The following is a 26,361-nucleotide window of genomic DNA, read 5'->3' as shown; positions in this document are numbered from 1 at the left end:
ATTATTGTCCTGGAATGTGGAATTGCGCTGGATTGAAGTCTGCGTTTTGAGCTGGCTGAGTTGGCATCGCAGTGATCGGCGCAGGCGCTGGAGCTTGCGGAGCGGCTACCGGCTCAGGAGCCACCCCTAATGGTGCAATCTGTGGCAATCCATTTACATCAACACCCGTAGGCGCTGGCGGCATTGGTGGCAAAGCGCCGAAATCTGGCATTGCTGGTGGCATTGGTAAATCGAAACCTGGAATGCTATTCTCAGGATTTGTTATTGCTGGCTCAATTGGCGCAATCGGCTGACTCGGAGCTGGCGCTACTGGATTATTCAATTGATTTGTGTCGTTGGTAATTGCCGAAATAATCGACTCTTCAGATTGCGGCGCAACAGGTATCGTCGACAATTTTTGCTCAGCGGCGTTAGTTGTCGCGAACGGATCAATCTTTGGCGGTTCATCAGACTCACCCATAGCTGCATTTAACGGAGTATCGCCAAACGACGGCGTACTATCACCCACATATTTACCGTGCGTTAAGATGGTTTTATTTTGATCGCCAGCCAATTCCCTAATCTTATCCTCGGCAGCCTGTGTAGTCGTTGCATTCAGAGTGCCACCCATCAGCGGAGTTTCCTCAAAAGAAAGTTCGCCCTTTGAAACTATTTTTTCACTCGGCTTTTCTTCCTCAGTTTGTGGCTCTTCCTTTATCGGCTCAATTTTAGCCAATTTCTCTTCAGCAATCCTAGCAGACTCTTCTTGCTTTTCCTTCGCCGTTTGTTCAGCTACTTCATCAACATCGCCCTTCTTCTCATGGCTAATTGACAAAGTTCCGTCCGCGTGTACAGTTTCCTCATCTTTCTCCGCCTCTTCAGTTTTATCCTCTGAAGCTTCCTCTTTTTCTGGAGATTTTTCTTCGATCTCTTCAATCTTCTGCGGCTCATCCTCTACTTCACTCTCTGCAATCTTTGAAACCACCAATTGCTGATTTGCGCCAGCCGCCATAAGTTCTGCGGCCGTAGTCATAACCTTTGATGATGTATTTCCATTACTAAATCGGTCAGTCACTGCAACAATTCCCGTAAGTAGCGCCGTCGCCATCTGCTCGTCCAGAGTTACCTTCGGCGTTTTCAGGTCGTCAAGCAATTCCACAACCATTTCGCTCACGCCACTCGCGTTAGATTCGTGCCAATCAACAGAGCCCAGACCACTCTTTACGTCGCCCGCTGTTATAGACACAACCGTAGCATCGTGCAAAATCTTACCGTGCGCAGTCAAAGCCGTATCAATACTCTCGCTATTTTCAACATTTAGCGCCAAAACCAGCTCAACGTTATAATCACCCTGTGAAAATTCCAAATCTTTATCGGTAATTGTCGTACGATATGGCGTAATAAAAATCTTCACCGCGTCATCAACAACTTTATAGCGTAAATGATCAGCCTTCTCTTTATCTAAAGCAATAATAAAATCACGTAAAGAATCTGCGGTCTGCTCAAACGTCTTATCAGGATTCAAGAACGTAATTGCTGGCGGAATGTCACCACTAAACACAGCCGTAGCGTGCTTCCCTAGTTTATTGAGGAAAATCGTCAATCCTAATGCTGCCGACAATTCGTCGACTGACGGGCTAGAACTCACCGTCACTAAAATATTAGTTACATCCTTGATACTCTGGATTACTTTTTGCTTTGCTGATCCGTTTGACATGATTTTTCCTATGTTTGTTTTGTAATTACGCTTGGCATCACTATACCATAAGCAGCACCATAAAGTCAATATCTAAGCCACCTCTTTACAATTTATGCTATTTTCTGTATAATTCTTCCTGATTAGCGATACAAATCTATAGAGGTAAAGGAGAAACATGCCAATCATCAAATCCGCCATCAAGCGTGCTAAACAAACCCTAAAGCGCCGCGAGCGAAACATCAGCATTAAAAAAGACATTAAGACTGCTGTTAAAGCTTTCTCTGCAGAACCAAGCGCAAAAACTCTTGCTGCAGCACAAAGCGAAATCGACACCGCCGTTAAAAAAGGCTTGATTAAGAAAAACACCGCTGCTCGCCGAAAGAGCGCATTAAGCAAAATTGCTAAAAAAGCAGGTGTTGCATTAGAAGCTGCTAAAAAACCAGCCGCAAAGCCAGCAACAGCTAAGAAAACTGCCGCTAAAAAAGCTCCAGCGAAGAAGCTAGCTGCTAAGAAAGCTGAAAAATAATCTATAAAGATTACCAGAAAATATCCCGGAATTAACTGGGGTATTTTTATTTAACATCAGTCGACTAATCGACTCGCCAATTTATATACCTGTTTGATTTCTCTGCTCTCTAATTTCCAGCTACTGAGTTCCATTTTAATCAATTCTGGAAACTTTTTACTTATATCCCTTAAAGCATTTCCTACAGATTTTCTAACATATTCACTAGAATCTTCTTTTAATGTTGCGATTCGTTTAATAGCTTCATCTGGATTGTCCTTGAAATATGGCCTACTCGTCCATATTCTCAAACCTTCTGTAACAGCTCTTCTAACGTTTGGATTAGTGTTTTGTAACCACTCGTCAATAACCGGAAGAGATTTTTCATAACCTGTTTTCTTACAAAATTCATCAAAAGCCTTCGCCAATACTTCCTGAACTCTCCAATTATCATCTTTTGAAACTTCATCTCGCATAAATGCTAAAATATCATCTTGTTCTGATAAGTATCCAAAAAGAAATACACTATACATTCTAACTTGATATACATTGGATTTAAAGGCTAGAAATGCTAATTCTTTGATATACGCATTATCGTTTGATAGATAGTCAGCAAGAGCTCTTTTCTCTTCTTCTTTAAATCCATTTTCAATTAAAGAAAATTCTTTTTCTAAATTTGCGATATATTCTTTTGCACAAGTATCATCCATAAGACCCAGCTACTTCTCTATTCCTTGGTATATTTTCCAATTCCAACCAGTGCCACCTCCATAAGCAGCCACGGATTTACAGAAGTTGTTTTCATTTGCAAGTCTGCCCGAAGTAGCGCGTCATCTATCCTTTTCAGTTTTTCCTTATCGATACCTTTTGTCGAAGACGTCAATTTTCGTAAAACATACGGATTAGCCGAAAAATCCGAAGCCACCAACTTACTGTCGCCGTCAGCCAAAACCAACGCCGTCAAGTTAGTTGCCTGCGAGGCAAGCAATCCCATTGTCTGATAAGCGCCATCAGCACCACTTTCTGACTCCAAATAGCTAATTATATCGTGAACCTTATCATAATCACCCGCCAGCGCCGAAATAAACAAATCAAACACATTTTCCGTCCTCGCCAAAGGTATAAAGTTGTCAATTAAATCATCCGTCACTTTTTCCGCCAGCGCCAATTGGTCCAAAAAATTACTCAGTCGCAACTGATCAAATCCCAAACGATCGACAATTATCTCTGCTTGACGATTCGTTAATTCACACTCGCGAACCTTCGCCTCCGCCACGCACCACTTTAAAAGCTGCGGTTTTTGACGATCACTAAGCGGTGAAAACTCCTGAACTTTGGCATTTTTCTGCAACCACTTATACGTTTTCGTTCGCTTATCAATTTTATCTTCCACCAGAATAATCATCCTGTCATCATCAAACTTTATGTCTGGAATTTGCGACCAAATCTCAGAATTTTCGCTCAATCTTGAAATCAAATACACCGACGAGTTCATAAACAGCGTCTGCCCAATTGCTATTTCCTGCATTCCAGCCAGCGTCAAATCTTCGCCATCATGTCGCGCCGCTTTTTCATTGCCGATCAGCTTAGCAATTGATTGCCGTTTCTCGAATTCGTTTTCGCCGTAAAAAAGGTAAATCACTTCGCCTCCACTTGGCAAACTGGGCAAATATGCGTACCGCGTCCAGAAACCTTCATCTTTACAATCTCTTGATCAGGATGTCGATGGCACGGCTGACCTTCCCGACGAAATACATGCGCAAACGACAGATAATTGCCTTTTCTACCTTCAGCGTCAACATAATTTTTATCCGTCGAACCTCCCTGATCAATGCTCAATTGCAAAATCTGACGCAGTTCGTTAAACAAATCTTCCAATTGGTCATCACTAACATTTTTGACGCGCGTCTGAGGGTGGATTTTTGCAGCCCACAGAGCTTCATCGGCATAAATATTACCAACTCCAGCAATCACCGACTGATCAAGAAACGCTGGCTTTATCATCGAATTTTGCCGACGACGAATTCGCTTAATAAAGTCACCCGCCTCAGTTTTTTTATCGAGCGGTTCCGGACCAACTTTCTGCATAAATGGCAAATTTTCTATCTCATCGGTCGGCATCAATTTCATCCAACCAAACTTACGCTGATCATTAAAAAACAGGCGCGAACCATCCATAAAATCAATTTGCACTCGTGTCGATCTATCAGGCAATTCACCAATCAAACTATCATTCGGATGACCGCCAGCAAAACTATTAGCCCCACGAAAAATCAATTGCCCAGTCATCTTAAGATGTATCACCAGCGAATAACGCGTATCAAGGTCAATCATCAGCACTTTTGCGCGACGTCGCACCGCCGTTACATACACACCATATAAAAATTGCTGAACGTCTGTGGGTGAATTCGGAAAACTCTTTGGCGAATCAAATACCGTCGCTCGCACAACAGCCTGACCTGGCAGCAAATCCGCCAAACCGCGACGAACTGTCTCAACTTCGGGTAGTTCTGGCATTCGGCAAGTCCTACAGCTTAAACAAAGCTTCTTCTTGACTTAAGCCAATTCCAGCCGCCATTTTCTTGCCGTCAGGAATTTGCTTCAAAAACATATCCAAAATCTCGTTTACATTAGCTTGCGCCGAGCCCTTAGAGCCGCTACAATCCGACGTCCACAAACTCTTCACAACGGAATTATCCTTCAAAGTTTCGAATTTGTAAATTTTACCGCTAGCACAAATTCCCCGCAAATCGTTTTGTTGCTCGGTTAGCGGCGTGCCGTCCATCATTTTTCGCTTATCAAGCGCATAAACCAGCTCCGTATAAGCCTTGCTGTTATTGTCCAATTTTTTCTGCGCAATTGGCTTGTCTAAATATCCCTCGTACGTCGTCATTTCGCGAGATTCTGGCGAAATAGTGATGCTGTATGAGCGGAAATTCTCATTCGCTACAATCGGCCCACGCACCGTCAATCGAACCGCACTTCCCACGTCCGTCGACAACAAAGCAACTTGCCCTACGTTAACATTCTGATCTGTTGTTTGACCTGAATCATTTTTACCAAATAATGCTCGACCAATCGCAATAACCGCTGCTACCGCCACGACCGTGATAACAATAACCAGCAAAATTGGTACAAATCGAGAAAATGAATTTCGTCGTTGAGTGTATTTCATGGCATAATTATACCATATTTTCTATACTTCACCCCAATTTGCGCCCGTACCGACATCTACTTTCAACTTAATCGGCAATTCTGGACAAACGCCTTCCATTTCCGCTTTCATAATCTCGCTGACTTTCTGGACGTCTTCAGGTTTGCATTCCACCAAAATCGAATCATGAACCTGTAAAATCGCATCAGCCAAGCCCGACAATTTATCCTCCAGACGAATCATCGCCATTTTCATCAAATCCGCTTCTGTGCCTTGAATTGGCATATTTATCGCAGCTCTTTCCGCCGAAGATCGCACCATAAAATTGCTCGATTTTACATCAGGCGTTGGTCGTCGCCTGCCGAAATACGTTTCAACAAATCCCTGTTCCCGCGCTTGAGTCAGAATTTTATCCAAGTACTGACGAATCGGCTTTCGCACCTCAAAATAATGATCAATAAACTTTTTCGCCTCTGTAAATGACATTCCTGTAGCCGCCGCCAAACCGTGCGGACTCATTCCGTAAAGTACACCAAAATTGATCACTTTCGCTGCTCGACGCTGAGATTTGCTTACTTCATCAATTGATATTCCGTATGTTTCCGCCGCCGTTTTTGCGTGAATATCAACATCGCTATTAAAGTCTTCAATCAACTTCTCATCGCCAGCCAACACAGCCGCCAGCCTCAATTCAAATTGCGAATAATCCGCGCCGACAAAAACCTTGCCATCACTCGGAACAAACGCCTGGCGAATTTTCCTACCCAGTTCAGTCCGCACCGGAATATTCTGTAAATTCGGATTTGTACTGCTCAGTCGCCCCGTGCTGGTTACGTCCTGATTGAATGTAGTGTGAATTCGCCCATCAGTCGCCATCAATTTTGGTAACGCCTCAATGTACGTGCTGATCAATTTGGTCAATTCTCGATATCGCTCAATCAACTCGATAATCGGATGTTGTCCGCGTAATTTATCCAGCTCTTTCTGACCTGTTGAATATCCAGTTTTTCCCTTTTTTATGCCCGCGGTTGGTAATTGCAATTTGGTAAACAAAACCTCAGAAAGTTGCGCTGGACTAGACGCATTAAACTCGTATCCAGCCATGGAATACATTTGTTGTTCAAGCTCGCTAACTTCCGCCGCCAGCTCATCGCCCATCTGTTTTAATAGCGTATCGTCCAACTTCATCCCGCGTTTTTCCATCTGGAATAGCGCCCAAATTACCGGAAAATCAAACTCGTAAGCCACACGCGCAATTTGCGAATTGTTCGACATGTAAACTTTTTGTTCACGATAAATTTTATGCAAGCGAGCCAATTGATAAGGCGCGGAATTGTCATCAGAAAAATCACCAGACAGCGCATTCAAACTACGGTCGCGCTTCAGCGGATCAATCAAAAACGCCGCCTGCTCAACATCCCAAACCTCATGAAAACGCACCGCCACGCCATAACTATCCAACGCGTGATACAACTGCTTAACATCCGCCGCGATCACAATTCCCTGTGCCAGTAATTGCCACATAGATTGACTAATTTCATCAATTTTCGCCGTCCACGCTGACTCAGGATTCGAGCTTATGTAAACTACATCAGGCTCCGACAAATCGATATATATTATGTTTTCCGCCTCAAACATCGGCATGTCGGGCAATTTTTCAATTCGCGGAATATCCAACTTCGGTTCTTCTTTTTTCTCATTTTCCGCCACTTGCATCGTTCGCGGCAACCGTCCAATCAGCGAATTAAACTCCAACTTCTGCAGAATTTCCGTTACTCGCGCAAAGTCGCAATCATTAACATCCGCCACATCCCAGTCCAGCTCAATCGGCGCGTCCGTCCAAATTTCCGCCACTTGCTTGGTCAAATATGCCGACTCGCGACCATTTTCCAACTTCGTTCGCAACGCGCCTTTTTGCTCGTCCAGATGTTCATAAACTCCATCCAGCGTTTCATATTCTTGCAATAATTTCACCGCCGTTTTCTCACCAATTCCCGGCACTCCCGGCAAATTGTCACTTGAATCGCCCTTTAGCGCCTTCAAATCTAAGAATTGCTCCGTCCGAATTCCATATTTTTGTTCAAAATGTTCCGCCGTAAATTCCTCGATATTCCTTAAACCATTTTTCATGGCGTAAACTTTGGTCATTGGTGATATCAATTGCAATGCGTCCAAATCCGACGTTATCAAGCACGTTTCAATTCCGCGAGATTCCGCCTGCCTGGCAAACGCGCCCATAATATCGTCCGCCTCGTAATCATCAATTTCATAAAGCGGCCAACCAAATGCGTCGAGCAGTTCGTGTAAAATCGGAATTTGCTGGTAAAAGTCATCTGGCGCTGGCTTGCGACCAGCTTTATACTCTGGATATAATTCTCGCCGCTTGCGAATATTTGTGCCTCGTTTATCCCAAGCTACCGCCATGTAATCCGGCTCCAATTTCTTAATTAACTCAATTGCCAAACTTACAAATCCATACACACCACCAGTCGGAGTTCCGTCAGCCATCGACAGTCCCGGCATGGCATAATAACCTCGGTAAAACACCGACTTTCCATCAATAACCACTAGACGCTTCATACTTCTATTGTAGCATTTAAGCGGCTATCGTCAGAGAATTGATTATTGACGCCTCAGCAAGTTTCTTCTGCGCTCTTTCGTACTTCTCGTACAACCTCTTGCGCTCCTCCAGATAGCTATAACAATGGACATACTCAATCACTCCATCGTCGTTAAAGAACACAGTTATGGTTTCATCTCTACCGTCATCAGGACCAACAAAAAACTCATAAGAGGTTTTATGGTACCCAGGGTAGCGATCAACCTCAAGCTCTTTTATGAAAGCATATCTAAACTCATCTTCATCATTGAGTATCTTATATATTTGATATCGATCTTTCGGAATAGATGATGAAGCGGCAGGATTTTCCCAAATCATCCAAATCTGCCCATACTGATCCCGAACTGGACTATCAACGAATCTCCCCCATCTATCGCTACCATCTGGATTACGATCAAATTTCGACTCCAATTTCTCAATCTGAGCGGCTATATGTTCATTTTCTGTTAGATTTTCTTGACCCTCAGTATCAAAGTCAGAAGGAGAATTCTGAGGTAACTCTTCAACATGTTCATGAAGTGTTTCCATAGTGTGTAGCTTAAAGATACTCTCTATTTGGAAGAATGTCAACAAATTGTTAAAATTAGTACATGACACAACCATACGCAAAAATTATCGCCCTGGTTGGATTGGCGGGCAGCGGCAAAAGCTCAGCTGTCGAATATTTGACAGAAAAAGGATTTCCAAAAATTTACTTCGGTGGCGTTATTTATAAAGCCATGGACGAGGCTGGAATTGAAAAAACTTGGGACAATCAACAACAGTTTCGCGAAGAAATTCGTCGCCGTGAAGGCAAAGATTTCGTAATCAAACGCGTCATAAAAAACATCCACGATTTAATAAACGCCGGGCAAAATAAAATCGTTTTGGATGGATTATACACTTGGAGCGAATATAAATTCCTTAAGCACGAATTTCCTGGACAAGTTGTCGTTATTGCTATTGTTACACCGAAATACCTCCGTTATCAACGAATGGCTAAGCGCATAGAGCGCCCAATGCAACCACACGAAGTCGATCAGCGCGACTGGTCAGAAATCGAGAATTTGGAAAAAGGTGGACCAATTGCTATTGCTGATTATTTCATCATTAACGACGGCAGCCTCGAGCAATTACATCAAAAAATAGACGCCGCAACTCACGACGCCCATTTTTGTAAATCGCCCGAACAGTGCTAATTAGTCCAGATATTCGTAAAGTTTTTTCGCGTCTTTGTGCTTGCGAAGTTTTGCTAGCGCCTTAGCTTCAATCTGGCGGATTCGCTCACGCGTAACCGCAAATTCCTGACCAACTTCTTCCAAAGTGTGATTTTTCCCATTGTCCAAACCAAAACGCATTCGAACAATTTTCTGCTCGCGATCGCTCAAACTTGATAGAATTTCCTGAACTTGCTCTTTTAGCAATTGATTTGAGGCAGAATCTTCTGGTGAAACCGTATCTTCGTCAACGATAAAATCTTGCAAAACTGAATCGTCATCTTCACCGTCACGACCAACACCGGCATCCAAAGAAGAAATGTCTTGCTTGATCTTAATGACGTATTCGATTTTCTCTGGCTCCATATCCAACTCTTTAGACAATTCTTCAATTGTCGGCTCACGGTTCAATTCCTGCGTCATTCGTCGCTGAGTACGCAACAATTTATTGATCGTTTCCACCATGTGAACTGGAATACGAATCGTTCGTGCTTGATCAGCAATCGCACGCGTAATTGCCTGACGAATCCACCAAGTTGCATAAGTCGAAAACTTAAATCCCTTATCTGGATCAAACTTCTCAACCGCACGCAAAAGTCCAGTATTTCCCTCTTGAATCAAATCCAAAAAGTCCAAACCACGACCAGAATAACGCTTAGCAATTGACACCACCAAACGCATATTCGCCTCAGCCATCTTATCCTTAGCCTTTTTATCGCCTTCAACAATTCGGCGCGCCAAGTCCATTTCTTCTTCAGAACTAAGTAGTGGAATTTTACCAATTTCCCTCAGATACAAACGAACAGAGTCGTCTGACACATCATCCAAATATTGCCCAGTTGTTAACGAATCCAAATCTTCCGATTCTTCTTCATCTATAAGCGTTGGATCAAAATCATCATCTTCATTTAAGTTTACTGGCTTCGTCGTGATATCGTCGCTCACATTTTCTCCTTAATCAGATTATTTAAGCTCTGGCGTAAATTCTGAGACAAAACCTCATCACCCGACGCCTCGGCCTCTCTAAGCTGCGTTAATAGTTGATTCTTTTTGTTTTCGCGATGTTTGATTGTTATCTGTCTGACTAGCCGAGCCATCTCTTCGTCCAAGCTTTTTTGCTCCCAATTGGCGTAACGACTTTCACTTTTCAACTGTACTATTTTCACATACTGTTCGATTTTTTGCAAGTCCAGCGGAACTTCACCCAAATCCGCGTCTGGATTCTTCCGCAAATAGCCAATTAGCTGCCGCGCGTTGTCATCATCCAGCATTTCTCCAGAAACCGCCGCCAACCAACGCCGCACGGATTTTTCACTCGCCGCCAGCCCCGCCAGCATATCCTCAGTTTCATCCTGAACTGGAGTCGGTTTTTCTTTCTCAATTTTCGCCTTTTTCAATTGATGTTCAGCAACTTTTTCATTCGACAATTTTGCCTTCAGCGCGGTAATTGACGCGCCAGTTTTTTCAGAAATTACCGACAAATAATGCTCTTGTTCTACCGGATCTTTCAAGCCTCGGACAATCCTCAGCGCAATGGTCGAAAATCTTCGCTTGCCTTCCGCCGACTTCAAATTCTCCATTTCCGCGTATCTAGCAATCACCCAATCCACCGCTGGCTGAGATTGGTCAATCGCCGCTTGCCAAAGCGCTGGATCTTTTTGGATCAATTCGTCTGGATCTTTGACGCCATCAGGCAAGCTCACCACTTCCAACTCCACGCCGACTTCCTGCGCCAAATTGATTGCCCGTTCCGTTGCGTTAACTCCCGCTCGATCGCCATCAAACGCCAAGCGAATCCGCCCTGCCAATCGACTAAGCGACTTCAAATGTTGCGTCGTCATCGCCGTTCCAGAGGTCGCAACCACGTTTTTGACGCCCGCTTGATGACTGCTAATTACATCCAAATTACCCTCAACAATAACCGCTATATCGCTTTTTCGAATCGCTTCCTTGGCTTGATGCAAACCAAAAATATGTCGCGATTTATCGAATAACAGCGTTTGCGGCGTGTTCAAGTATTTTGGCGCGCGCGGATCGTCACGAATAATTCTGCCCGTAAATCCCACAACTTCGCCATTGCCGTCACTCAGCGCCACCATCATTCGCCCACGAAATAAATCACCGCCAAACCGATTCGACAAGCCAGCGTCCGCCAATTCCTGCCTAGAAAATCCTCTTTTTTCCAACGCTTTCGTCAATGTGTCGCCATTCTCCGGCGCATAGCCAATCAAAAAATCACCAATCGTCTGACGATTTAATCGCCGTTTTTTAACCACATAATCCAGAGCTAATGAATTTTTTACCAAATTCTGCTGATAAAAATTGGCTGCTAATTTAAGCGCTTCTCTGGCTCTGGCGCGACGCTTGGCTGTTCGTCCGTCGCCGTTAGAAAACAAAGTCAGATCAACGCCTGCCTTCCGAGCCAAATGCTCCAGTGATTGACGAAAATCCATTCCTTCCACCATCATCACAAACGTAAAAATATCGCCACCTTTTCCAGAAGAAAAATCGTGCCAAATCTGCTTTTCTGGGCTAACCATAAAGCTTGGAGTTCGCTCGTCGGTAAACGGACTTAAACCCTTCAAATTGCGCCCAGCTCGCTTCAACTGAACATACTCACCAATCACATCCTCGATGTTCAATCGCGCCCGCACTTCTTCTTTGGCATCATTCATATTTTTATTATATCACTCTTTACCTCTGTTATTGTTTGTGGTTAAATAGAAATATGTATCCTGACAATTTGAACAACCAACCTCAAGGTATCGATTATCTGAATCAAATTGCCACACCTCCGCCAGCGGAAGGTTTTGATAAAAAAACCAAAATCATCATCGCTATTTTGAGCTTTATCGGCTTGATAACCCTAATTGCGATATTCGTTTTTTCACAAGATTCTATGCCAAGCGCTAGTCCGTCACAAGTTGCATCACGCGTTAATAAATTACTCACCATTTCCAAAAAATACAATAATAAGTTCCGCTCAACCAGTCTACAGACCACCAATAGTTCTCTGGTTGCAGTGCTAACCACTGCGGATGCCTCAATGAGCGAAGCGCTTCAAGCGACCGGCATCAATTATAAGGAAAAACAGAAGGACATCCTCGCTCTAGATCCGTCAGAAAAATTAGAGAAAAAATTGGACGAAGCTCTTTTGAACACGCAATTGGATATTACCTATGCCCATGAGATGAATGTGCAAATAACAGATACAATCAACATGATGAAAAAGGTGTACAAATCCACCAAGTCAAAAAAGATGCGCGAATGGCTAGTAAAAACTGCTGGCGATTTAGAGAATATCCAGAAGCAGATCAATCAAATCATTAAAGCAGATTAGGCTTCCGAGACTAATCGATAGCTCAGCCTCGCCAAATCAAAAACCTCTTCGTCAGTCAATTGACCTGAACAAATAATTGTATTCCAGTGCTTTTTATTCAAATGATAACCTGGCAAAACTGTTTCGTATTTTTCTCGTAAATTCTGCGCCAACAACGGATCACATTTTAGGCTTACTCTGAGAGGCTTTGAGCCTTCCGTCACCAATGCTACCATTTTCCCTGCGCCATCATTATCTCGACCAAATTTATATACCGCGACATCCTCGCCAAATGGATAATCCAGCCATACGCCCGGCAAGCTTAGGATAAATTCTTCAAATTGTTTATGTGTCATACCTTTACCTTTTTCAAATAATATTCAAGTTCCATAATGCTGCCGCGGATGTCTTCCAGTGCTCGATGATCTTCTGGCTTGGCGAATTTCTTACCGTATTTACCCTCAAACACCACCTTCCACGCGCTCACATCAAGCATTCGATAATGCAGCCTTTTTGATAGCACTGGCCACCATTGATCAATAAATCGCCTATCTTGATGAATTGAATTACCTGCTAACAGAATCTTCGTTTCACCCGCAAAATGCTCATCACAAAACGCTAACAATTCGCGTTCTATTTCCGCCAAAGGTTTGCCCGATTCATTCTGCTCCTCCAGCCCGCGTCGCGCTTCCGGATGCTCATTCCAAAAACCAGCATTTCGGTCCAACAACTTAGCCAACTTTTCCGAATCGTGGCGCACAATTCCTTCATACGTCGCAATTTCCTTAAAATCCCAATCAGTCACAATTGCCGCCACTTCCAAAATCTCATCACGCACTGGATCCAATCCAGTCATCTCCAAATCCACCCATAAAATCTTTTTCGCCTTACTCATACTATCTATTATACACTCGTTATCTGTTTATCTGACCATAAAAAGCTTCTTGCTGCTCGCTCGTTAACACATTCTGCACTTCAGCCCAAACCTTAGCCTCCGCCTCATGGACATTGTGACTATTTACCGCAGACCCGTCTAGGACCTGATGCAATTGGCCCTTGGTGATAACTCGCTGATGTTGTAAATCAAACAATACTCTTACTTGTTTATTAGCCTTGTTTTTCATTGCGTCCACTATCAGCGCGATTTGCTCATCTGTTATGGCGGGGATTTTTTGCTGCCGCTTTGGACCGAGTATCAGCGAGCCGACTTTCGGCCGCGTCACACGAACCAAGTCACCATTAGGAGCAACTCTATCACCAAGGGATTCAGACACAGCGCTGCTACTCAAGGCTTGAGCAACTTGATTCTTGGTTACTGGTAAAATTGTGTTGAGTGTGTATCGACGACCATCATGCGCATCATACCACCACGGTAAAGCCAGCACTAACGTCAACGCCTCCGAGCCCATACGTCGCACTAAGCTGTGCGAACTAATTTCATACTCAGAAATACCACGTTCGCCAGTATGAACATTCTTGTATTGATTAACCGTTGTTCGTCCAATGCGCCGACTACCAGTTTTGGCATACAATAATTCCTGAAACCCGCGCACCAAAGCCACCGATATATTGTGTTTTTCCTCGCTGTTTAGTTCACCCATGTCGATATCGTTTGGATTAACCGACAGGCGCCGACATATTTTACTAAATTGATAGTGAATATTATCCGCCTTATTGGGATCAATACCATTAGTCAGGTAGACGTCATTGTCAGTACGACAGCCGTCATAAATCTCTCTGGTTTTCAAAAAAGCATCGTATTCGGCAAAAAAGTCATCTGTTGTATCGGGGCTGACAAATTCCTGGAACAATTCCTTTGGTTGATGCCAGGCGGCAAAGCCACCACCCGAGACGGAGGCTGCCATGGCCGATAATGCCAACACTTCACGTAAGCTTCCCCCATTCTTAATCATTTCTGCTAATGACCGAGAAAGTTCTGGCGACAATGGTAAACTATCCATAAACTCACCAATTTTTGTGATCTGCCCCTCTCCATCAATTGCTTCCAGGGTTTCCAGCAAATCGTACGACTCTTGAATAACTTTTTTACTAGCAACAGGATGCATCAGGTATCGGTTCAGATCCTCAAAATCACCATTCAGATGGATAGCCGACAAAACGTTGCGCACAATATTCGTGTGATATATCTCCGGTGGAATATGCTGTTCGCGGGACGCAATATCATAAAATCCTTTCAGCTCATCTGGCAAATAAATCTTATCGTAAGATATCGGACGAGCCAATACAAACTTAGCGCCATCAATATCACGACCGCCCCGCCCCGCCTGCTGCATCAGCTCTGCTTGAGTACACAATCGAGGTGGCAACCCCTCCGTGCCCTCTTCACCAATTTCTTTACTCTTCGTCAGTCCATTTGACAGCACCAAATCAACCTCGGGGATGGTAATACCAGACTGTCCAGCCGAGGTCGAAACGATGACAAACGACTCATCTTCTGCTGGTTTGGCGGTAAAAATCTCTCGGCGCGCAGCTTCTGATATGCCAGAATGTAGTTTGAAAAATCGTATTTTCCCGGATTGATGGCGAGTATGACGTTTGATTGACGCAATGGTCTCATCAATACTCCTCACACCTTCAACAAAGATTAGTGATTTTTTCGAGTCCTTACCATATTCAAGGTAGGCTTCAGATACGGTATTCACCTTATCTTCTTCAATATCAATATCATGCGGCCGACCCTTAATGGTTACGACTGGTAGTTCTGACCCATTAATATCTTCGTACATCGCCTGAGAAACTTCTGTATCAGGCGTGGCACTAGAAAAAGCCATATGCCATTTGCCGGTATTCTCTATCGATTTTGCCGCCAGAGCGGTAGCAAATTCCATCTCCAAATTGGCTTCATGTATTTCATCAACCAGGATAAGCGTCTTTTCGTCCTGCCAGTCGCCAGAAAATTGTTCCAGCTTTTTCGTAAACGTTGCTGGAGTCATGAAACAGAGTCTAGTGTCCGGCGTCGCTTCAGTGGCACGTCCGTGAATCTTACCCACCAAGTGATTAGGATATTGTTCGCCAAGCTGTTCACGCAAACTCTTCTCGACATATTCAGTAACGTTATCGACGATAACCCGCCGCGGCATCAACACCACGACATGATCAAACCGCTCCAGTGCATACTGAGCGGTTTGCGTCGTTTTACCACTACCCGTCGGTCCGCACAGCCAGGATATTTTACTTTTCGATAATGTGTCTAATATCTCTGCTTTGTGCTTATATGCAGGTAGTTTTTTGTCACCAAGATCATAGTCAGCAAAAGGAGTTTCCGGTAGTTTACTGTACCGTTCCCGCAATTCTTTTAAACGCTGTCGCCTCTGTTCGGGCGGTTCACCATAACTATACGACGGTTGACTGAGTCTTTCAATATTTCGACTCAATAAATGGCTACTGCTAGATTCTTGCGATCTACGTAAATAGCCCGGCCGCCGAACTCCATCTTTCACACTACTCTCTCCTTTATACTCACATTGTAGACAGGAGAAAGTAAAATAGCAAACGTAAGCGTCTTAGCTTTTTCTTGTCTAGTTTGTCTAACTTAAAAAACGAATATTTGTATAGCAAATCGCAATTTGTATTACACTGCCGCTTCCCTTTTGCATTTATGTTATTTTCAAGCGCGCTATGATACACTGGTGTCATGACCAAACGTATTCTCCTCAAACTCTCCGGCGAACAACTTCAGGGCGATTTCGCCAGCGGCTTTGATCCAAAACGCGCCCGCTGGATTGCTGAACAAATTCGACCAGCGCTGGACGACGGGGCTGAAATTGTTATTATGGTTGGCGGTGGCAATTACGTTCGCGGTAATCAAATCATCGGTCACGGAATTCAACCTGTTTCCGCACATAATATCGGCATGCTTTCTACGCTAATGAATGCAATTGCTCTAGCTGACGTATTAAATGACGCAGGACTGCCAACTCGCGCATTATCTACGGTTGAAGTCAATCAATTTATCGATCACTATACTTTCCGACGCGCAATTAGCCATATTAAGAAAAACCGCATCGTTATTGTGGCTTGCGGCACTGGCAGACCGTTTCTGACTACTGACACTGCGGCGTTAAACTTAGCACTGGAAATGCAGTGTGACGCCGTGGTTAAAACAACGAAAGTCGACGGAGTTTATGATAAAGATCCTATGAAATTCCCTGACGCCGTAAAAATTGATCATTTATCTTACCAGGAAGCCCTAACAAATCCTAACATTGCCGTTATGGATAAGGCGGCAATTGGGTTAGCTATGGACGAGCACATTCCAGTTGTAATTTGTGATTTGCTTACAGACGGAAATATTCTCCGCGCAACCCGCGGAGAATCAGTAGGCACGCTTATTAGTTAAGGTTTTAATCCTTTTTCTTATCTAATTTATCGAGTTTCAAGAAGTGAATGATTGCATATACAACAAATGCAACGGCTATCAACGTGATTAACGAGCTAACAAATGCGCCGTATAAAAACTCACCTTTACGTCCAGCAACTTCAACTGTAAATGAGGCTGATTGCAACCCTTGCTGAGAACCGACAACCAGCTGTACTAGCGGATCAATAAATGCTGTTACCAATTTTTTCACAGTATCACCAGCTGCGGTACCGATTGCCAAACCAACCGCCATACCGACAACACCCTGTTCGCGAATAAAATTAACAAATCCAGCCATATGAGTGTCTTTTATAGCCGTGCCTACAATTTTCTTTTCCTTAATAGCGACAACTTTCGCAGCAGCTTTTACGCTCTTAGAAGCTAATTTCTTAGCTGACACTTTTGAACCTTTAGTTGATTCTGAAGATTTCATAGCTATAAAACTCCTTTTATTAGATATTTATTCACTAATTTTACCACACGTGGCATCGCACGCAATTTCACCAGTAGTCTTAATAGACCTCAGCAACTTTTCAGCAGTCCTTAACTTCCCCACAGCCAAGCTATCATACTTAGGTTTACTATTGATAATTTCCTTGTACAACCTAATCGCCTCATTTAATAAGTTAATATCTCTATCATGTTTAGCTACCTTACGCATAACATCAGGAAGAAACAGTCTGTTCTTTGAAGAATCTCCCGACAACAAACTATCATTTACCACGGACGCTACTTGAATGGCTAAATCCCCACTGCCTTGTTCTATTAATCCTCTACATAATTTATCCGCCTCTTTCAAATCATTCCGAGGGTCAATATCCAAATATATACCAGACAAGTCTACTATTTTATCTGCAGCCTCTTTATATCGCCCATTCAATTGATCAATTCGAGCATTATATTCATCTAGCAATAATAATCTACCTGGAATGGACGGCAGAGTAAGCATCTGTAGTCGTGCATTTCTTCCGTAGCCATCTCGATATTTCATACCATCTGAGAACATCAACCATTCCCGTCGAGCTACAAAATTACTTCTATTAACAGATGAAGGCAATTTCTGTAATAATAAATCTGTATATAAAGTACTATTAGCCCTGAGTTCACCATAATACAACTGCTCAACTGGATCTATTCCATCAAAGCCAATGGCGTCAGTCATCTCACAGCGCAACTCCTCTGTTAAAACATCTATTATAAACGACCTATCACTACTACGATCAAATAGTGTGATGAACGTATGCTGATTTGCGTAACTAATAAAATGTTCAATTCCTAATTTTTCTAAACATTCTGACGCAACAATTGTATGCCCATAACAATTAGCAGCTTCGTCTTTGGCGATATTTACCGCTTCAAGCGGACTTGAAAAATTACCCGTTGATCTAAAATTAAGCGTTTCACGAACAAGCTCTGCAACAGATTTAGCCGCTTCCGCTATATCATCAAACGTCTTATCTGACTTTTCGTACACATTTTTTATGTCACAAAGCTTCTCTGACTCTAACAAGAGTTCTCGCTTAACGCCTCTTTTCTCTGCTATATCACTTCTCGGAGTTAATAGCTGAGTAGATAAATATCGATCATAAAATGATGTATATGGTTGCTCGTCTAATTGTTTACTCGGTCGTTCATTCACGAATTTATATTATATACTAATATAGTATATTTTACAAGCGATCTGGCGCCACGATTCCCAAAATAGCCAGTCCAGCCTTAAGAATATCGGCGTAAATTGCCACGATTCCTACACGATGCGCCTCTTTGTCACTGCCAATAACCTGATTTTTCTCGTAATATCGATTAAATTCTTGCGCCAATTCAAACAAATACGTACAGATGTGATGAGGCTCCAAACTTTCCTTAGCGCGGTCAACCACGTCCACGTACTCACTCAATTTTCTGACCAGCATCTTATCTTCGTCAAACAACTCTGTCGGAAAGGCAATCTCTTTATCGGATTTAGCTAAAATACCTCGTGCCCGGGCATGCGCATACTGCAAGTAGCTTCCCGTATTACCAGTCAAACTTACCGCGTCATTAATATCAAATATGACGTCGCCGCCGATCTTCACTTTCAAGAATTGATAACGGAGTGCGCCAGCAATCACGTCATCAGTCGGCTCGCCACCAGCTTGTTCAATTGCTTTCTTAAACTCATCAAACAGCCAGCCAATTGTAACAACCTCACCCGTTCGCGAACTCATTTTCCCAGTTGTCAATTTGACCAAGCCAGTTGCGTAATTAAACAATTTTCCTTTCAAAGCCGGAATCGACAATTCACTAGCCGCAATCACGCCACGGAAGTATGCTGCTTGCTCCTCGCCGTTTACTGTAATCGATAAGTCCAAATTCGGATAATCCTTATACTTCAACTGAATCAATCCCATATCATGCGCCCCATAAAGACCATTGCCATGAGATCCAATAAACACGTTATCGAACGCGCCGTATTTGCTACCCTTAAAAACATACGCACCGTCAGATTTGGTAAACACCTCTGGAGTTTTCTCTTTAATCAGAGATTTGCCCAATTCTTCAGTTTCGCTCTCAACGTAACGTCGCTCAATCGGCACGTTTCCAAGTCGCCCAACATTAGAGTCAATTTCGTCAAAACTCCAACTTTTACAGATTTCGTAAACTTGTTTATATAGCGGATCATCCAGGACGAATGATTGCTTAGCTAGTTCATCAATTTCTGCTTTCGCCTCTGGAGATTCTTTCGCCGCACGCGCACCTTCAACGTACATGCGACTCATAAATTCATTTCGCTTATCAGCTGGGATTTCGTTCAATTTATTTACATCGCCGTCAATCTCACGCAAAATCGCCCACATACTTTTACCAACATGCGTTCCGACATCGCCGTGATAACTCACTCGATGCACAATTGCGCCATCAACCGCCAACAAATTAGCCATCGTGTCCGCCAAAATCGCGTTCAAAGCGTGTCCGATGTGCATAGCCTTAAATGGATTCGGACAATTGGTTTCAATCACAACCGTCTGACCGGCGCGTTTCGTCGTTGGCTCTTTTTTCAAAGAATTTAGAACGGATTGATCGCTCAGTTTTACATTGATAAAACCTGGACCAGCCACGCTTACTTCGCTAAACTCCTCTTCCTTGCGCAGATTTTCAGCAATCATCTCCGCAATTTCACGCGGATTCTTCCCTAGCGGCTTAGCCAATTGCAACGCCACATTTGTAGCAAAGTCACCAAATTTCGGATCAGGACGCGTCAATTGTAACGATACATCTTGATCAAAAAGTTGCTTCACTACTTGAGAAATAATCTGTTCCATACTGTCCAGTATACAACAGAGGTGGATTATTATCTAGCTAAATCCCTACGCAGTTTCGTCAAGCTCTTCCAGTTCCAGACTTAATTTCGTCGCCGAACTTGGGCTAGAGCCTTTCACGTGTTGCAATACATATGTCAACGCCGACATATCATCTCGACTCAATACGCCTTCGGTAAGTCCGTGAATATCTTTTTCTTCAGCCATTTTATTCCTTTTTGTTTTAATTTTTTATACAGTAAAATGATATCACATTATTTTTGATTTGTCAATAACTAGAGCCTTGCGACCACTTACTTGGCTTTATTTTTGTCTGATCGCCATTTATATTCTTCTGCTATAACCCTACCTATTTCGCTGTCTTTTAAGTACTCTTTGCATGATAACAATAGGCGCTCAGAAGCATCAGAACCTTCCATTTCTAATGCTTTTCTGTATGAATTGCTAAACGCCGCAAGCATACCATCCTCATCTTCCATGATTCTAATAGTAAGCTTTTTATCTTCTGACGACACATAAACGAATACCAAGTCTGCACCAGATTTCAATGTCGTATGAATCGCCGCAAAGCCCATTTCACTGCGAGGCTTTGAGCCTACTGAGTCGTCTGCTGAATATCCAGCCAAAACCAAAGATCCACCATCCTCAACAAATTTAACCGCTTCTTCGTAATGGTCTATTGAAAAGTGAACCGGTTTTTTACTCTTTTTATCTACCCATTCATATGGCACACCAAAAAAGTTTTTAGCGCCAAACGCAAGATACTGTATAGCCTCTAGGTTGATTCCGCCAACGCCCTTCTTAATCCAATCTCTATTAGTCGACGCTACGCCAATATTAATTTTGTTCAACAAAGACGCCAAATAACTAGCCGTAGGAACATCTTCTCCATTGAAATGTGTTGGCGCTATAACACTTCCTTTGCCTTCTTCTTTGGCCTTTTTGGCGGCTTCAATTAAGATATCTTCGCCAATTATTTCAACTTCCTTTTTGCCATGCATTAAGCCCATCAACAGCTTAAGTCCAGAGGAAAGTCGAACGTCTGTTTCTGGCAGTTCCAACTCTTCTCCAGCTGCCTCAAGTTTTTCTACCGCCGAATTGTTAGTTAGTCCAAAAGGTTTGCCGTGCTTTTCTCGTCTACCACACACCCATTTCTTAAGAGAACCAAGCGCAACCGACAGAGAAAAACCCTCTCTCTGTGGCTCAATTTCTTTCATAGCCTCAGATCCTGAAAAAGTCTCAATTGTTTTCATGATACTCTTAATTATACAACATAATTGGCTATTCTGTCAATAGTAAAACGCTGCTCGAAACTCTATTCGCAACCGTCACAAATAGTCAAACTTGCTGGGTCAACTGGTGCCGCAACAGTGCCGTTCGACTTTGCTTGATCATCAGCCGCTTCTTGCGCCGCTTTAAGAGCTGCGTCAATGGCACTCAATTTTTCTTCCAAAGTCATGTCGTCAGTAATAATTTGATTCGCATTCATTTTCATTTTCCCCTATATTTAGTAGTTACTTAACTAATTTTACGCTAGATATAGTGCTTATGCAATAAAATGCAGCCAATTGCCCGTTGTAGTTTTTTCATCAAGTTCACCAATTGGCGCAACGTATATTTGCGGATTTTGGCAACGCGGCATAAAATCAGCCAACTTCTCTTTATAAGCCGCCATTGCCGCCTCTTTCTCAGATTCTGGAAGTTCAATCACGTTAGTTTTTAAGAAAACTGCTCGCTTTTTGTCGTCCCAAACCACAAATTCCGCCTTACCGTTTCGGAACGCATTTTCTGAATGACGCGCAGTCGGCTCTGATATCCAAATTATAGAATTACCAAAACGCGCAAAGTGCAGCGGCGTTACCAGAGGTGTCCTATCAGTATTCACCGTCGCCAACGCACCAACTTCGACTGTATCTAATATTTCTTTCGCTAATTCGTTCATATCATCAACTCCCATTACTTCGTGGTATTAACTTCGTAACTAGTGTTTGTGCTTTCAAAGAAATTCACCAATTCCAGAGTATCGTTGGCGGCTGCCATCCATTTAGCTGGATTTGGCACGTTATATTCAGGTTCAAAACCTAATTCTTGCAAACGACGATCCGTCATATGCATAACGTATTGGTTCACATAATCAGCATTCAATCCCAAAATTCCCTTTGGCAACATATCCTTATTGTAAGCCTTCTCAAGTTCCACTGCTTGTAAAATCAAGCCACGGATTTCCTCGGCAAATTCTTGAGTCTGCAGTTCCGGATTTTCATCCAAAATTGTCAAAAGCAAATTGATACCAAACGTCAAATGAAGATTTTCATCGCGAGTAATCCAGTCCAGCAGTGAGCCAACATTGCGCAACAAATTACGCTGACGGAAGCTCATGCCAACCATAAAGCCTGAATAGAACCAAATTCCCTCCAGCACAATGTTATATGCTACCAATGAACGAACAAAATCTTTCTTACCTTCCAGCGAATAAATATCCAAATTCGGATCAAGCATCACATCCAAATGCTTATTCTGGAAGTCAGCCTTGTCGGCTAATGACTTTTTACCAAATCCCGCAGCATAAATTTCCTCACGATCAAACGGAAATGTCTCAATAATGTATTCAAACGTCATAAAATGGTTTGCTTCTTCCCACATCTGTTTTGACAGATACAATTGAGCTTCCGCCGCGTTCACGTATGGATAAATACCGAACGCCAACGATTTATTAATCAATAACTCGTTTGGGTTCAAATAGCTAATAACCGTTTTCAATGCGTGTTTTTCATCGTCTGACAATTTTTCAAAATCTGCCAAATCCTGCACTAATTGAACTTCGTTTGGAAACCACGTGTTAGCCACTGCTTGATTATAAAGATCATACGCCCAAGGGTAACGAATTGGGTGAAGCGACAATCCATCGCGTAATCCTGAACCTAAAATTCCCATCTTAATTTCCTCCTTATTTATTAATTTTCGCAAATCCAAATCCGCGCACTTTGCTATTTGTGCGGACTTTTTGTTCTGCAATTTTATCAACTGAAACCGTCGTTTGCTCCGACTGATGACGCGGCTTAACGTGCAGATAATATGTCGTCTTTAATCCACGCTTCCACGCTTCCGAATAAATCTTCACATATTCGTCAATATCACGCGTCTCCAGGTACATATTTCGAGAAATCGCTTGATCGACCCACTTCTGAGCCCTGGCTGCCACCTCAATAAACGCGTACGGACTGAGCTGGAAGCTTGTCTTATAAACATCCTTGATGTTTTGCGGAATGCCGTCAATATCTTGAATATCGCCTTGAGCTGCAAAAATCTCATCTTTCAAATTGTCCCACAATCCAAGTTTCTTCAAATCTCGAACTAAATTATGGTTCACTTCCAAAAACTTACCATTCAAAGTAGAGCGACTGAAAATCTGTGCGAATTGCGGATCAATTCCAGGAGTCGTTCCCGCCACATGCCCAATATTAGCCGTCGGCGCAATTGCCATAAGAGTCGCATTTCGCATTCCCTTCTTCACCTTCTTTCGCAAACTGTCCCAGTCCAGTCGCGTCTTTTGGTCTATTTTCACCTTCACGCCGCGATCTTTCGACAATTTATCAACCGTATCAATCGGAAGAAGGCCCTTGCTCCAGCCGCTACCCGCGAATGTTGGATAACTACCCAATTCCTTTGCCAAATCAGCCGATTGATCAATGGCGTGATAGCTAATGAACTCTGTCAATTGATCAACCAAATCGTAAGATTCTTTTGACTCGTAGCAATAACCCAATTTTTCCAAAACGTCAGAAAGACCCATAATTCCCAGGCCAATCGCTCGAGTTTGCTGATTCGAATGCATCGCTTCTGGAATTGGCGTTTGAGTGATGTCGCACAAATTGTCCAATTGTCGCACCGCCGCACGAGCCGCCTCTTTCAATCTATCCCAATCCCAAGTTTTATCCTCACTGAGAAATACCGACAAATTAATGCTCACCAAGTTACACGTCGCAATGTTGTTTTTATCCTGCGGTAATGTAATTTCCGTACACAAGTTACTGAGGTGAATCGTACCCGTATTGTTATTCAATGCTCGCACGTTAATTGTGTCTTTCCAAGTCAGCCACGGATGTGAAGTTGCTTGCAAGCTAGTCAAAATGCGCTTAAATTGCTGACGAGCTGGAACTTTATCAAACGTACGCAACTTCCCAGCTTCCGCCATCTTGATATATTCTTTATATCGCGCCGAAAACGCCTCACCATATAATTCCGTCAAATCTGGAGTTTCTGCTGGATCAAACAAATACCAATCTTGATCTTTTTCTACTCGCTTCATAAATTCGTCAGAGATAAATACCGCGGTATTCGCAAATCTGGTTCTTAGATATGGGTCGCCAGAGTTTTGGCGAAGATCAACAAATTGATCAAAATTCAGGTGCCAGTTTTCCATGTAAATTGCGGCCGCACCAGCCTTTTTACCCTTACGAGAAACCGCAAAAAGCGCCGTATCAATCATCTTCATAAATGGAATCGGTCCAGTCGATTCAGTGTTGGTGGTTTTAACTGGACTGCCAGCTGCGCGTAGCTTTGTAAAACCAATGCCAATTCCGCCCGTGCCTTTAGCAATCCACATTGTGTCGCGAACAGCCTTAGCAATCGACTCCATATCATCATCGACATTAAGCAAGAAACAGTTACTGAGCTGCGGGAAAGAGCCGCCAGCATTAACTCGCGTTGAGCCACCCGGAACGTATTCCAAATTACTCATGTGATTATAAAACTCAATTGCTGCAGTCGTTGGGTCAGCTTCGTTATAACTAAGCCCCATAGCAATTCGCATATGTGTAAACTGAGGTGTTTCAATTGGTGAGCCGTTTTGCTTGCGAAGAGCATAGCGATTTTTATTGGTCACCACACCCAAGTATTTACTCAAATCATCACGCGCTGGATCAAGTTCCGCCGCCAGCTTTTTCAAGTCAAATCGACCGTCAGCCATGCGCTTATCTAGCAAACCTTCTTTTACCGCCGCCTTAACGAACTTCGGAAATTCGCGCGCATGAAGCTTTTTCAATTCTTCCGCCGTTTCATAATCGCCCAAAATCTGCTTATAGACAGTTTTCAGTAGCAATCGTGCCGCGATTTTATCATAGTCTGGGTCGTCCTTAACGTTTTGCAAAACTGTTTGAATGACAGCCTCGTCTAGTTGTTCGGTCGTAATTCCATCAAATAATGTCAATTGCAATTCAGTCGCAACTTGAACGACCTTAGAAATTTGGTCCGGCAAACCTTCGCACGCCTTTAAAATAGCCGTGTTAATTTTATTTGCATCAAACGGCTCTTTCGTTCCGTCGCGTTTGACTACGTTAATTTCTTTCACATACCCTCCTTAATTTCCCCTCTTAAAAACAAACCACCAGCACCTCATCTGGTGGCTTATCTTCGTAGCTTGTGTTTTTGTTTATTTATGGGCTCGCTATATATATAGCGTACAATAATAACTATAGCCGCTATATCTAGTGTTTTGCAAGCTATTTAGTAAAAATTACAACCTATTTATTTCGTGACCAGATAAGCCACCCCTGTCTACGACTTTTTAACAAAAAAATACCGACAAGCTCTAAGTTCTGTCGGTTTATTGTTCTCTTGGCGGAAGGAGAGGGATTCGAACCCTCGAACAGATTGCTCCGTTACACGCGTTCCAGGCGTGCCAGTTCAACCACTCCTGCACCCTTCCTTGTTGATAATTATACCACAACTTTATTGTCCCTTATGGTTGCACTTAATAACATTCATTCTCTATAATAAGTCAAAGATGAAAGAAACTATTCCACCACGCATTAGGCTTGTTAATGTCACCAAAAAATTTGGCTTTGGTGATGCTGAGATTCGTGCCTTAGATAACGTCGATTTAACCGTTAAAAAGGGTGAATTTATTGCTATTATGGGCCCCAGCGGTTGCGGAAAAACTACTTTATTAAACACCCTTGGACTATTAGACCAGCCGTCAGAAGGTGAGTATTATCTGGACGACGTCGCTGTCGACAATCTCAGCTCACGACGACGCGCCAAAATTCGCTCCAAACACATCGGTTTCGTTTTCCAGAATTTCAATCTTATTCCTCGCCTGACTGTAATTGAAAACGTGGCGCTGCCGTTAACGTATAAAGGACTCGGGAAAGTCAAACGACTCCAAGAAGCTAGCCGCATTCTGAAAACTTTTCATCTGGGACAGCGTG

General features: G+C 43.1%; 26 protein-coding genes and 1 tRNA gene. 5 read left to right on the top strand and 22 right to left on the bottom strand.

What is annotated here, in order from left to right; all coding sequences use genetic code 11:
* Nucleotide 1: 1 nt before the first annotated feature.
* Nucleotides 2-1,696 carry a hypothetical protein gene (locus LRM41_RS00135; protein ID WP_243818961.1) on the bottom strand — a complete coding sequence of 565 codons (1,695 nt, stop codon included), beginning with the start codon at nt 1,694-1,696 and terminating at the stop codon, nt 2-4.
* A 157-nt stretch (nt 1,697-1,853) separates the two neighbouring features.
* Between LRM41_RS00135 and rpsT the strand changes: the two genes are divergently transcribed.
* A complete protein-coding gene (gene rpsT, locus LRM41_RS00130; RefSeq protein WP_275973470.1) occupies nt 1,854-2,204 on the top strand; it encodes a 30S ribosomal protein S20 in 351 nt (116 codons plus the stop codon).
* A gap of 56 nt (nt 2,205-2,260) precedes the next feature.
* On the opposite strand, the gene LRM41_RS00125 is transcribed toward rpsT, so the two are convergent.
* From LRM41_RS00125 to LRM41_RS00100, 6 genes are read right to left on the bottom strand one after another with little or no spacing between them, the layout of a single operon-like run.
* Nucleotides 2,261-2,893 (bottom strand): DNA alkylation repair protein, encoded by a 633-nt coding sequence (locus LRM41_RS00125; protein WP_243818960.1) that lies wholly within the window; start codon nt 2,891-2,893, stop codon nt 2,261-2,263.
* Nucleotides 2,894-2,910: 17 nt separating this feature from the next.
* Entirely contained in the window at nt 2,911-3,825 is a 915-nt protein-coding gene (gene holA / locus LRM41_RS00120; RefSeq protein ID WP_243818959.1) for a DNA polymerase III subunit delta, read from the bottom strand.
* Nucleotides 3,822-4,700, bottom strand: coding sequence for a bifunctional DNA-formamidopyrimidine glycosylase/DNA-(apurinic or apyrimidinic site) lyase (gene mutM / locus LRM41_RS00115; protein WP_243818958.1), 879 nt, complete (start codon nt 4,698-4,700; stop codon nt 3,822-3,824). Before mutM ends, holA begins: the two co-directional genes overlap by 4 nt.
* A gap of 10 nt (nt 4,701-4,710) precedes the next feature.
* The gene (locus tag LRM41_RS00110) at nt 4,711-5,358 is read right to left on the bottom strand and encodes a hypothetical protein (protein ID WP_243818957.1); all 648 of its coding nucleotides are present in this window, start codon (nt 5,356-5,358) and stop codon (nt 4,711-4,713) included.
* Between the two features lie 21 nt (nt 5,359-5,379).
* Nucleotides 5,380-7,917, bottom strand: a complete 2,538-nt coding sequence (polA, locus tag LRM41_RS00105) for a DNA polymerase I (protein ID WP_243818956.1) — start codon at nt 7,915-7,917, stop codon at nt 5,380-5,382.
* Nucleotides 7,918-7,933: 16 nt separating this feature from the next.
* Nucleotides 7,934-8,485, bottom strand: coding sequence for a hypothetical protein (locus LRM41_RS00100; RefSeq protein WP_243818955.1), 552 nt, complete (start codon nt 8,483-8,485; stop codon nt 7,934-7,936).
* A gap of 62 nt (nt 8,486-8,547) precedes the next feature.
* On the opposite strand from LRM41_RS00100, the gene LRM41_RS00095 reads away from it, so the two are divergent.
* Nucleotides 8,548-9,135 carry an AAA family ATPase gene (locus tag LRM41_RS00095; protein ID WP_129744938.1) on the top strand — a complete coding sequence of 196 codons (588 nt, stop codon included), beginning with the start codon at nt 8,548-8,550 and terminating at the stop codon, nt 9,133-9,135.
* On the opposite strand, the gene rpoD is transcribed toward LRM41_RS00095, so the two are convergent.
* On the bottom strand, nt 9,136-10,098 hold the full coding sequence (gene rpoD / locus LRM41_RS00090; RefSeq protein ID WP_129636639.1) for an RNA polymerase sigma factor RpoD: 963 nt from the start codon (nt 10,096-10,098) through the stop codon (nt 9,136-9,138).
* The gene (gene dnaG, locus LRM41_RS00085) at nt 10,095-11,828 is read right to left on the bottom strand and encodes a DNA primase (protein WP_243818954.1); all 1,734 of its coding nucleotides are present in this window, start codon (nt 11,826-11,828) and stop codon (nt 10,095-10,097) included. Before dnaG ends, rpoD begins: the two co-directional genes overlap by 4 nt.
* Nucleotides 11,829-11,881: 53 nt before the next feature.
* Between dnaG and LRM41_RS00080 the strand changes: the two genes are divergently transcribed.
* A complete protein-coding gene (locus LRM41_RS00080; protein ID WP_243818953.1) occupies nt 11,882-12,493 on the top strand; it encodes a hypothetical protein in 612 nt (203 codons plus the stop codon).
* Here the strand turns inward: LRM41_RS00080 and LRM41_RS00075 are convergent.
* From LRM41_RS00075 to LRM41_RS00065, 3 genes are read right to left on the bottom strand one after another with little or no spacing between them, the layout of a single operon-like run.
* Nucleotides 12,490-12,828, bottom strand: a complete 339-nt coding sequence (locus LRM41_RS00075; protein WP_129635327.1) for an MmcQ/YjbR family DNA-binding protein — start codon at nt 12,826-12,828, stop codon at nt 12,490-12,492. The genes LRM41_RS00080 and LRM41_RS00075 overlap by 4 nt on opposite strands.
* The gene (gene orn, locus LRM41_RS00070) at nt 12,825-13,367 is read right to left on the bottom strand and encodes an oligoribonuclease (protein WP_243818952.1); all 543 of its coding nucleotides are present in this window, start codon (nt 13,365-13,367) and stop codon (nt 12,825-12,827) included. Before orn ends, LRM41_RS00075 begins: the two co-directional genes overlap by 4 nt.
* 19 nt (nt 13,368-13,386) lie before the next feature.
* Complete coding sequence (locus LRM41_RS00065) at nt 13,387-15,933, bottom strand: helicase-related protein (protein ID WP_243818951.1); 2,547 nt, start codon at nt 15,931-15,933, stop codon at nt 13,387-13,389.
* Nucleotides 15,934-16,127: 194 nt separating this feature from the next.
* On the opposite strand from LRM41_RS00065, the gene pyrH reads away from it, so the two are divergent.
* Nucleotides 16,128-16,832: a UMP kinase gene (pyrH, locus tag LRM41_RS00060; RefSeq protein ID WP_243818950.1), complete on the top strand. Its 705-nt coding sequence runs from the start codon at nt 16,128-16,130 to the stop codon at nt 16,830-16,832.
* A 4-nt stretch (nt 16,833-16,836) separates the two neighbouring features.
* Here pyrH and LRM41_RS00055 read toward each other — a convergent pair whose 3' ends face one another.
* The 10 genes from LRM41_RS00055 to LRM41_RS00010 form a co-directional block, all read right to left on the bottom strand.
* Entirely contained in the window at nt 16,837-17,286 is a 450-nt protein-coding gene (locus LRM41_RS00055; RefSeq protein WP_243818949.1) for an MscL family protein, read from the bottom strand.
* Nucleotides 17,287-17,313: 27 nt separating this feature from the next.
* Entirely contained in the window at nt 17,314-18,492 is a 1,179-nt protein-coding gene (locus LRM41_RS00050; RefSeq protein WP_243818948.1) for a hypothetical protein, read from the bottom strand.
* A gap of 31 nt (nt 18,493-18,523) precedes the next feature.
* The gene (gene argS, locus LRM41_RS00045) at nt 18,524-20,155 is read right to left on the bottom strand and encodes an arginine--tRNA ligase (protein ID WP_243818947.1); all 1,632 of its coding nucleotides are present in this window, start codon (nt 20,153-20,155) and stop codon (nt 18,524-18,526) included.
* Between the two features lie 45 nt (nt 20,156-20,200).
* On the bottom strand, nt 20,201-20,359 hold the full coding sequence (locus LRM41_RS00040; protein WP_164999857.1) for a hypothetical protein: 159 nt from the start codon (nt 20,357-20,359) through the stop codon (nt 20,201-20,203).
* An 86-nt stretch (nt 20,360-20,445) separates the two neighbouring features.
* Nucleotides 20,446-21,405 carry a hypothetical protein gene (locus LRM41_RS00035; RefSeq protein WP_243818946.1) on the bottom strand — a complete coding sequence of 320 codons (960 nt, stop codon included), beginning with the start codon at nt 21,403-21,405 and terminating at the stop codon, nt 20,446-20,448.
* Nucleotides 21,406-21,467: 62 nt separating this feature from the next.
* Nucleotides 21,468-21,641: a hypothetical protein gene (locus tag LRM41_RS00030; protein WP_165000010.1), complete on the bottom strand. Its 174-nt coding sequence runs from the start codon at nt 21,639-21,641 to the stop codon at nt 21,468-21,470.
* A gap of 57 nt (nt 21,642-21,698) precedes the next feature.
* The gene (locus tag LRM41_RS00025; protein ID WP_243818945.1) at nt 21,699-22,094 is read right to left on the bottom strand and encodes a pyridoxamine 5'-phosphate oxidase family protein; all 396 of its coding nucleotides are present in this window, start codon (nt 22,092-22,094) and stop codon (nt 21,699-21,701) included.
* Nucleotides 22,095-22,108: 14 nt separating this feature from the next.
* Nucleotides 22,109-23,086, bottom strand: coding sequence for a ribonucleotide-diphosphate reductase subunit beta (locus LRM41_RS00020; RefSeq protein WP_039327939.1), 978 nt, complete (start codon nt 23,084-23,086; stop codon nt 22,109-22,111).
* A 13-nt stretch (nt 23,087-23,099) separates the two neighbouring features.
* Nucleotides 23,100-25,502, bottom strand: coding sequence for a ribonucleoside-diphosphate reductase subunit alpha (locus LRM41_RS00015; RefSeq protein WP_243818944.1), 2,403 nt, complete (start codon nt 25,500-25,502; stop codon nt 23,100-23,102).
* A gap of 267 nt (nt 25,503-25,769) precedes the next feature.
* Nucleotides 25,770-25,859: transfer RNA gene (locus LRM41_RS00010), tRNA-Ser, on the bottom strand.
* Nucleotides 25,860-25,937: 78 nt separating this feature from the next.
* On the opposite strand from LRM41_RS00010, the gene LRM41_RS00005 reads away from it, so the two are divergent.
* On the top strand, nt 25,938-26,361 hold a 424-nt coding region (locus tag LRM41_RS00005; protein ID WP_243818943.1), incomplete at its 3' end, for an ABC transporter ATP-binding protein.

Source organism: Candidatus Nanosynbacter sp. TM7-087 (genome assembly GCF_022828365.1).
Classification (GTDB): Bacteria; Patescibacteriota; Saccharimonadia; order Saccharimonadales; family Saccharimonadaceae; genus Nanosynbacter.
The sequence above is the reverse complement of the archived record's forward strand: the minus strand, read 5'-3'. Positions and strand labels throughout refer to the sequence as shown.

What these genes read in the sequence shown, in the direction of transcription:
- LRM41_RS00040 (WP_164999857.1), bottom strand. Translation starts at nt 20,359, where the DNA reads ATGGCTGAAGAAAAAGATATTCACGGACTTACCGAAGGCGTATTGAGT.
- rpsT (WP_275973470.1), top strand. Translation starts at nt 1,854, where the DNA reads ATGCCAATCATCAAATCCGCCATCAAGCGTGCTAAACAAACCCTAAAG.
- pyrH (WP_243818950.1), top strand. Translation starts at nt 16,128, where the DNA reads ATGACCAAACGTATTCTCCTCAAACTCTCCGGCGAACAACTTCAGGGC.
- LRM41_RS00110 (WP_243818957.1), bottom strand. Translation starts at nt 5,358, where the DNA reads ATGAAATACACTCAACGACGAAATTCATTTTCTCGATTTGTACCAATT.
- LRM41_RS00125 (WP_243818960.1), bottom strand. Translation starts at nt 2,893, where the DNA reads ATGGATGATACTTGTGCAAAAGAATATATCGCAAATTTAGAAAAAGAA.
- LRM41_RS00080 (WP_243818953.1), top strand. Translation starts at nt 11,882, where the DNA reads ATGTATCCTGACAATTTGAACAACCAACCTCAAGGTATCGATTATCTG.
- LRM41_RS00095 (WP_129744938.1), top strand. Translation starts at nt 8,548, where the DNA reads ATGACACAACCATACGCAAAAATTATCGCCCTGGTTGGATTGGCGGGC.
- orn (WP_243818952.1), bottom strand. Translation starts at nt 13,367, where the DNA reads ATGAGTAAGGCGAAAAAGATTTTATGGGTGGATTTGGAGATGACTGGA.
- LRM41_RS00135 (WP_243818961.1), bottom strand. Translation starts at nt 1,696, where the DNA reads ATGTCAAACGGATCAGCAAAGCAAAAAGTAATCCAGAGTATCAAGGAT.
- LRM41_RS00075 (WP_129635327.1), bottom strand. Translation starts at nt 12,828, where the DNA reads ATGACACATAAACAATTTGAAGAATTTATCCTAAGCTTGCCGGGCGTA.
- argS (WP_243818947.1), bottom strand. Translation starts at nt 20,155, where the DNA reads ATGGAACAGATTATTTCTCAAGTAGTGAAGCAACTTTTTGATCAAGAT.
- LRM41_RS00035 (WP_243818946.1), bottom strand. Translation starts at nt 21,405, where the DNA reads ATGAAAACAATTGAGACTTTTTCAGGATCTGAGGCTATGAAAGAAATT.
- dnaG (WP_243818954.1), bottom strand. Translation starts at nt 11,828, where the DNA reads ATGAATGATGCCAAAGAAGAAGTGCGGGCGCGATTGAACATCGAGGAT.
- polA (WP_243818956.1), bottom strand. Translation starts at nt 7,917, where the DNA reads ATGAAGCGTCTAGTGGTTATTGATGGAAAGTCGGTGTTTTACCGAGGT.
- LRM41_RS00030 (WP_165000010.1), bottom strand. Translation starts at nt 21,641, where the DNA reads ATGAATGCGAATCAAATTATTACTGACGACATGACTTTGGAAGAAAAA.
- LRM41_RS00025 (WP_243818945.1), bottom strand. Translation starts at nt 22,094, where the DNA reads ATGAACGAATTAGCGAAAGAAATATTAGATACAGTCGAAGTTGGTGCG.
- LRM41_RS00100 (WP_243818955.1), bottom strand. Translation starts at nt 8,485, where the DNA reads ATGGAAACACTTCATGAACATGTTGAAGAGTTACCTCAGAATTCTCCT.
- LRM41_RS00055 (WP_243818949.1), bottom strand. Translation starts at nt 17,286, where the DNA reads ATGAAATCTTCAGAATCAACTAAAGGTTCAAAAGTGTCAGCTAAGAAA.
- mutM (WP_243818958.1), bottom strand. Translation starts at nt 4,700, where the DNA reads ATGCCAGAACTACCCGAAGTTGAGACAGTTCGTCGCGGTTTGGCGGAT.
- LRM41_RS00020 (WP_039327939.1), bottom strand. Translation starts at nt 23,086, where the DNA reads ATGGGAATTTTAGGTTCAGGATTACGCGATGGATTGTCGCTTCACCCA.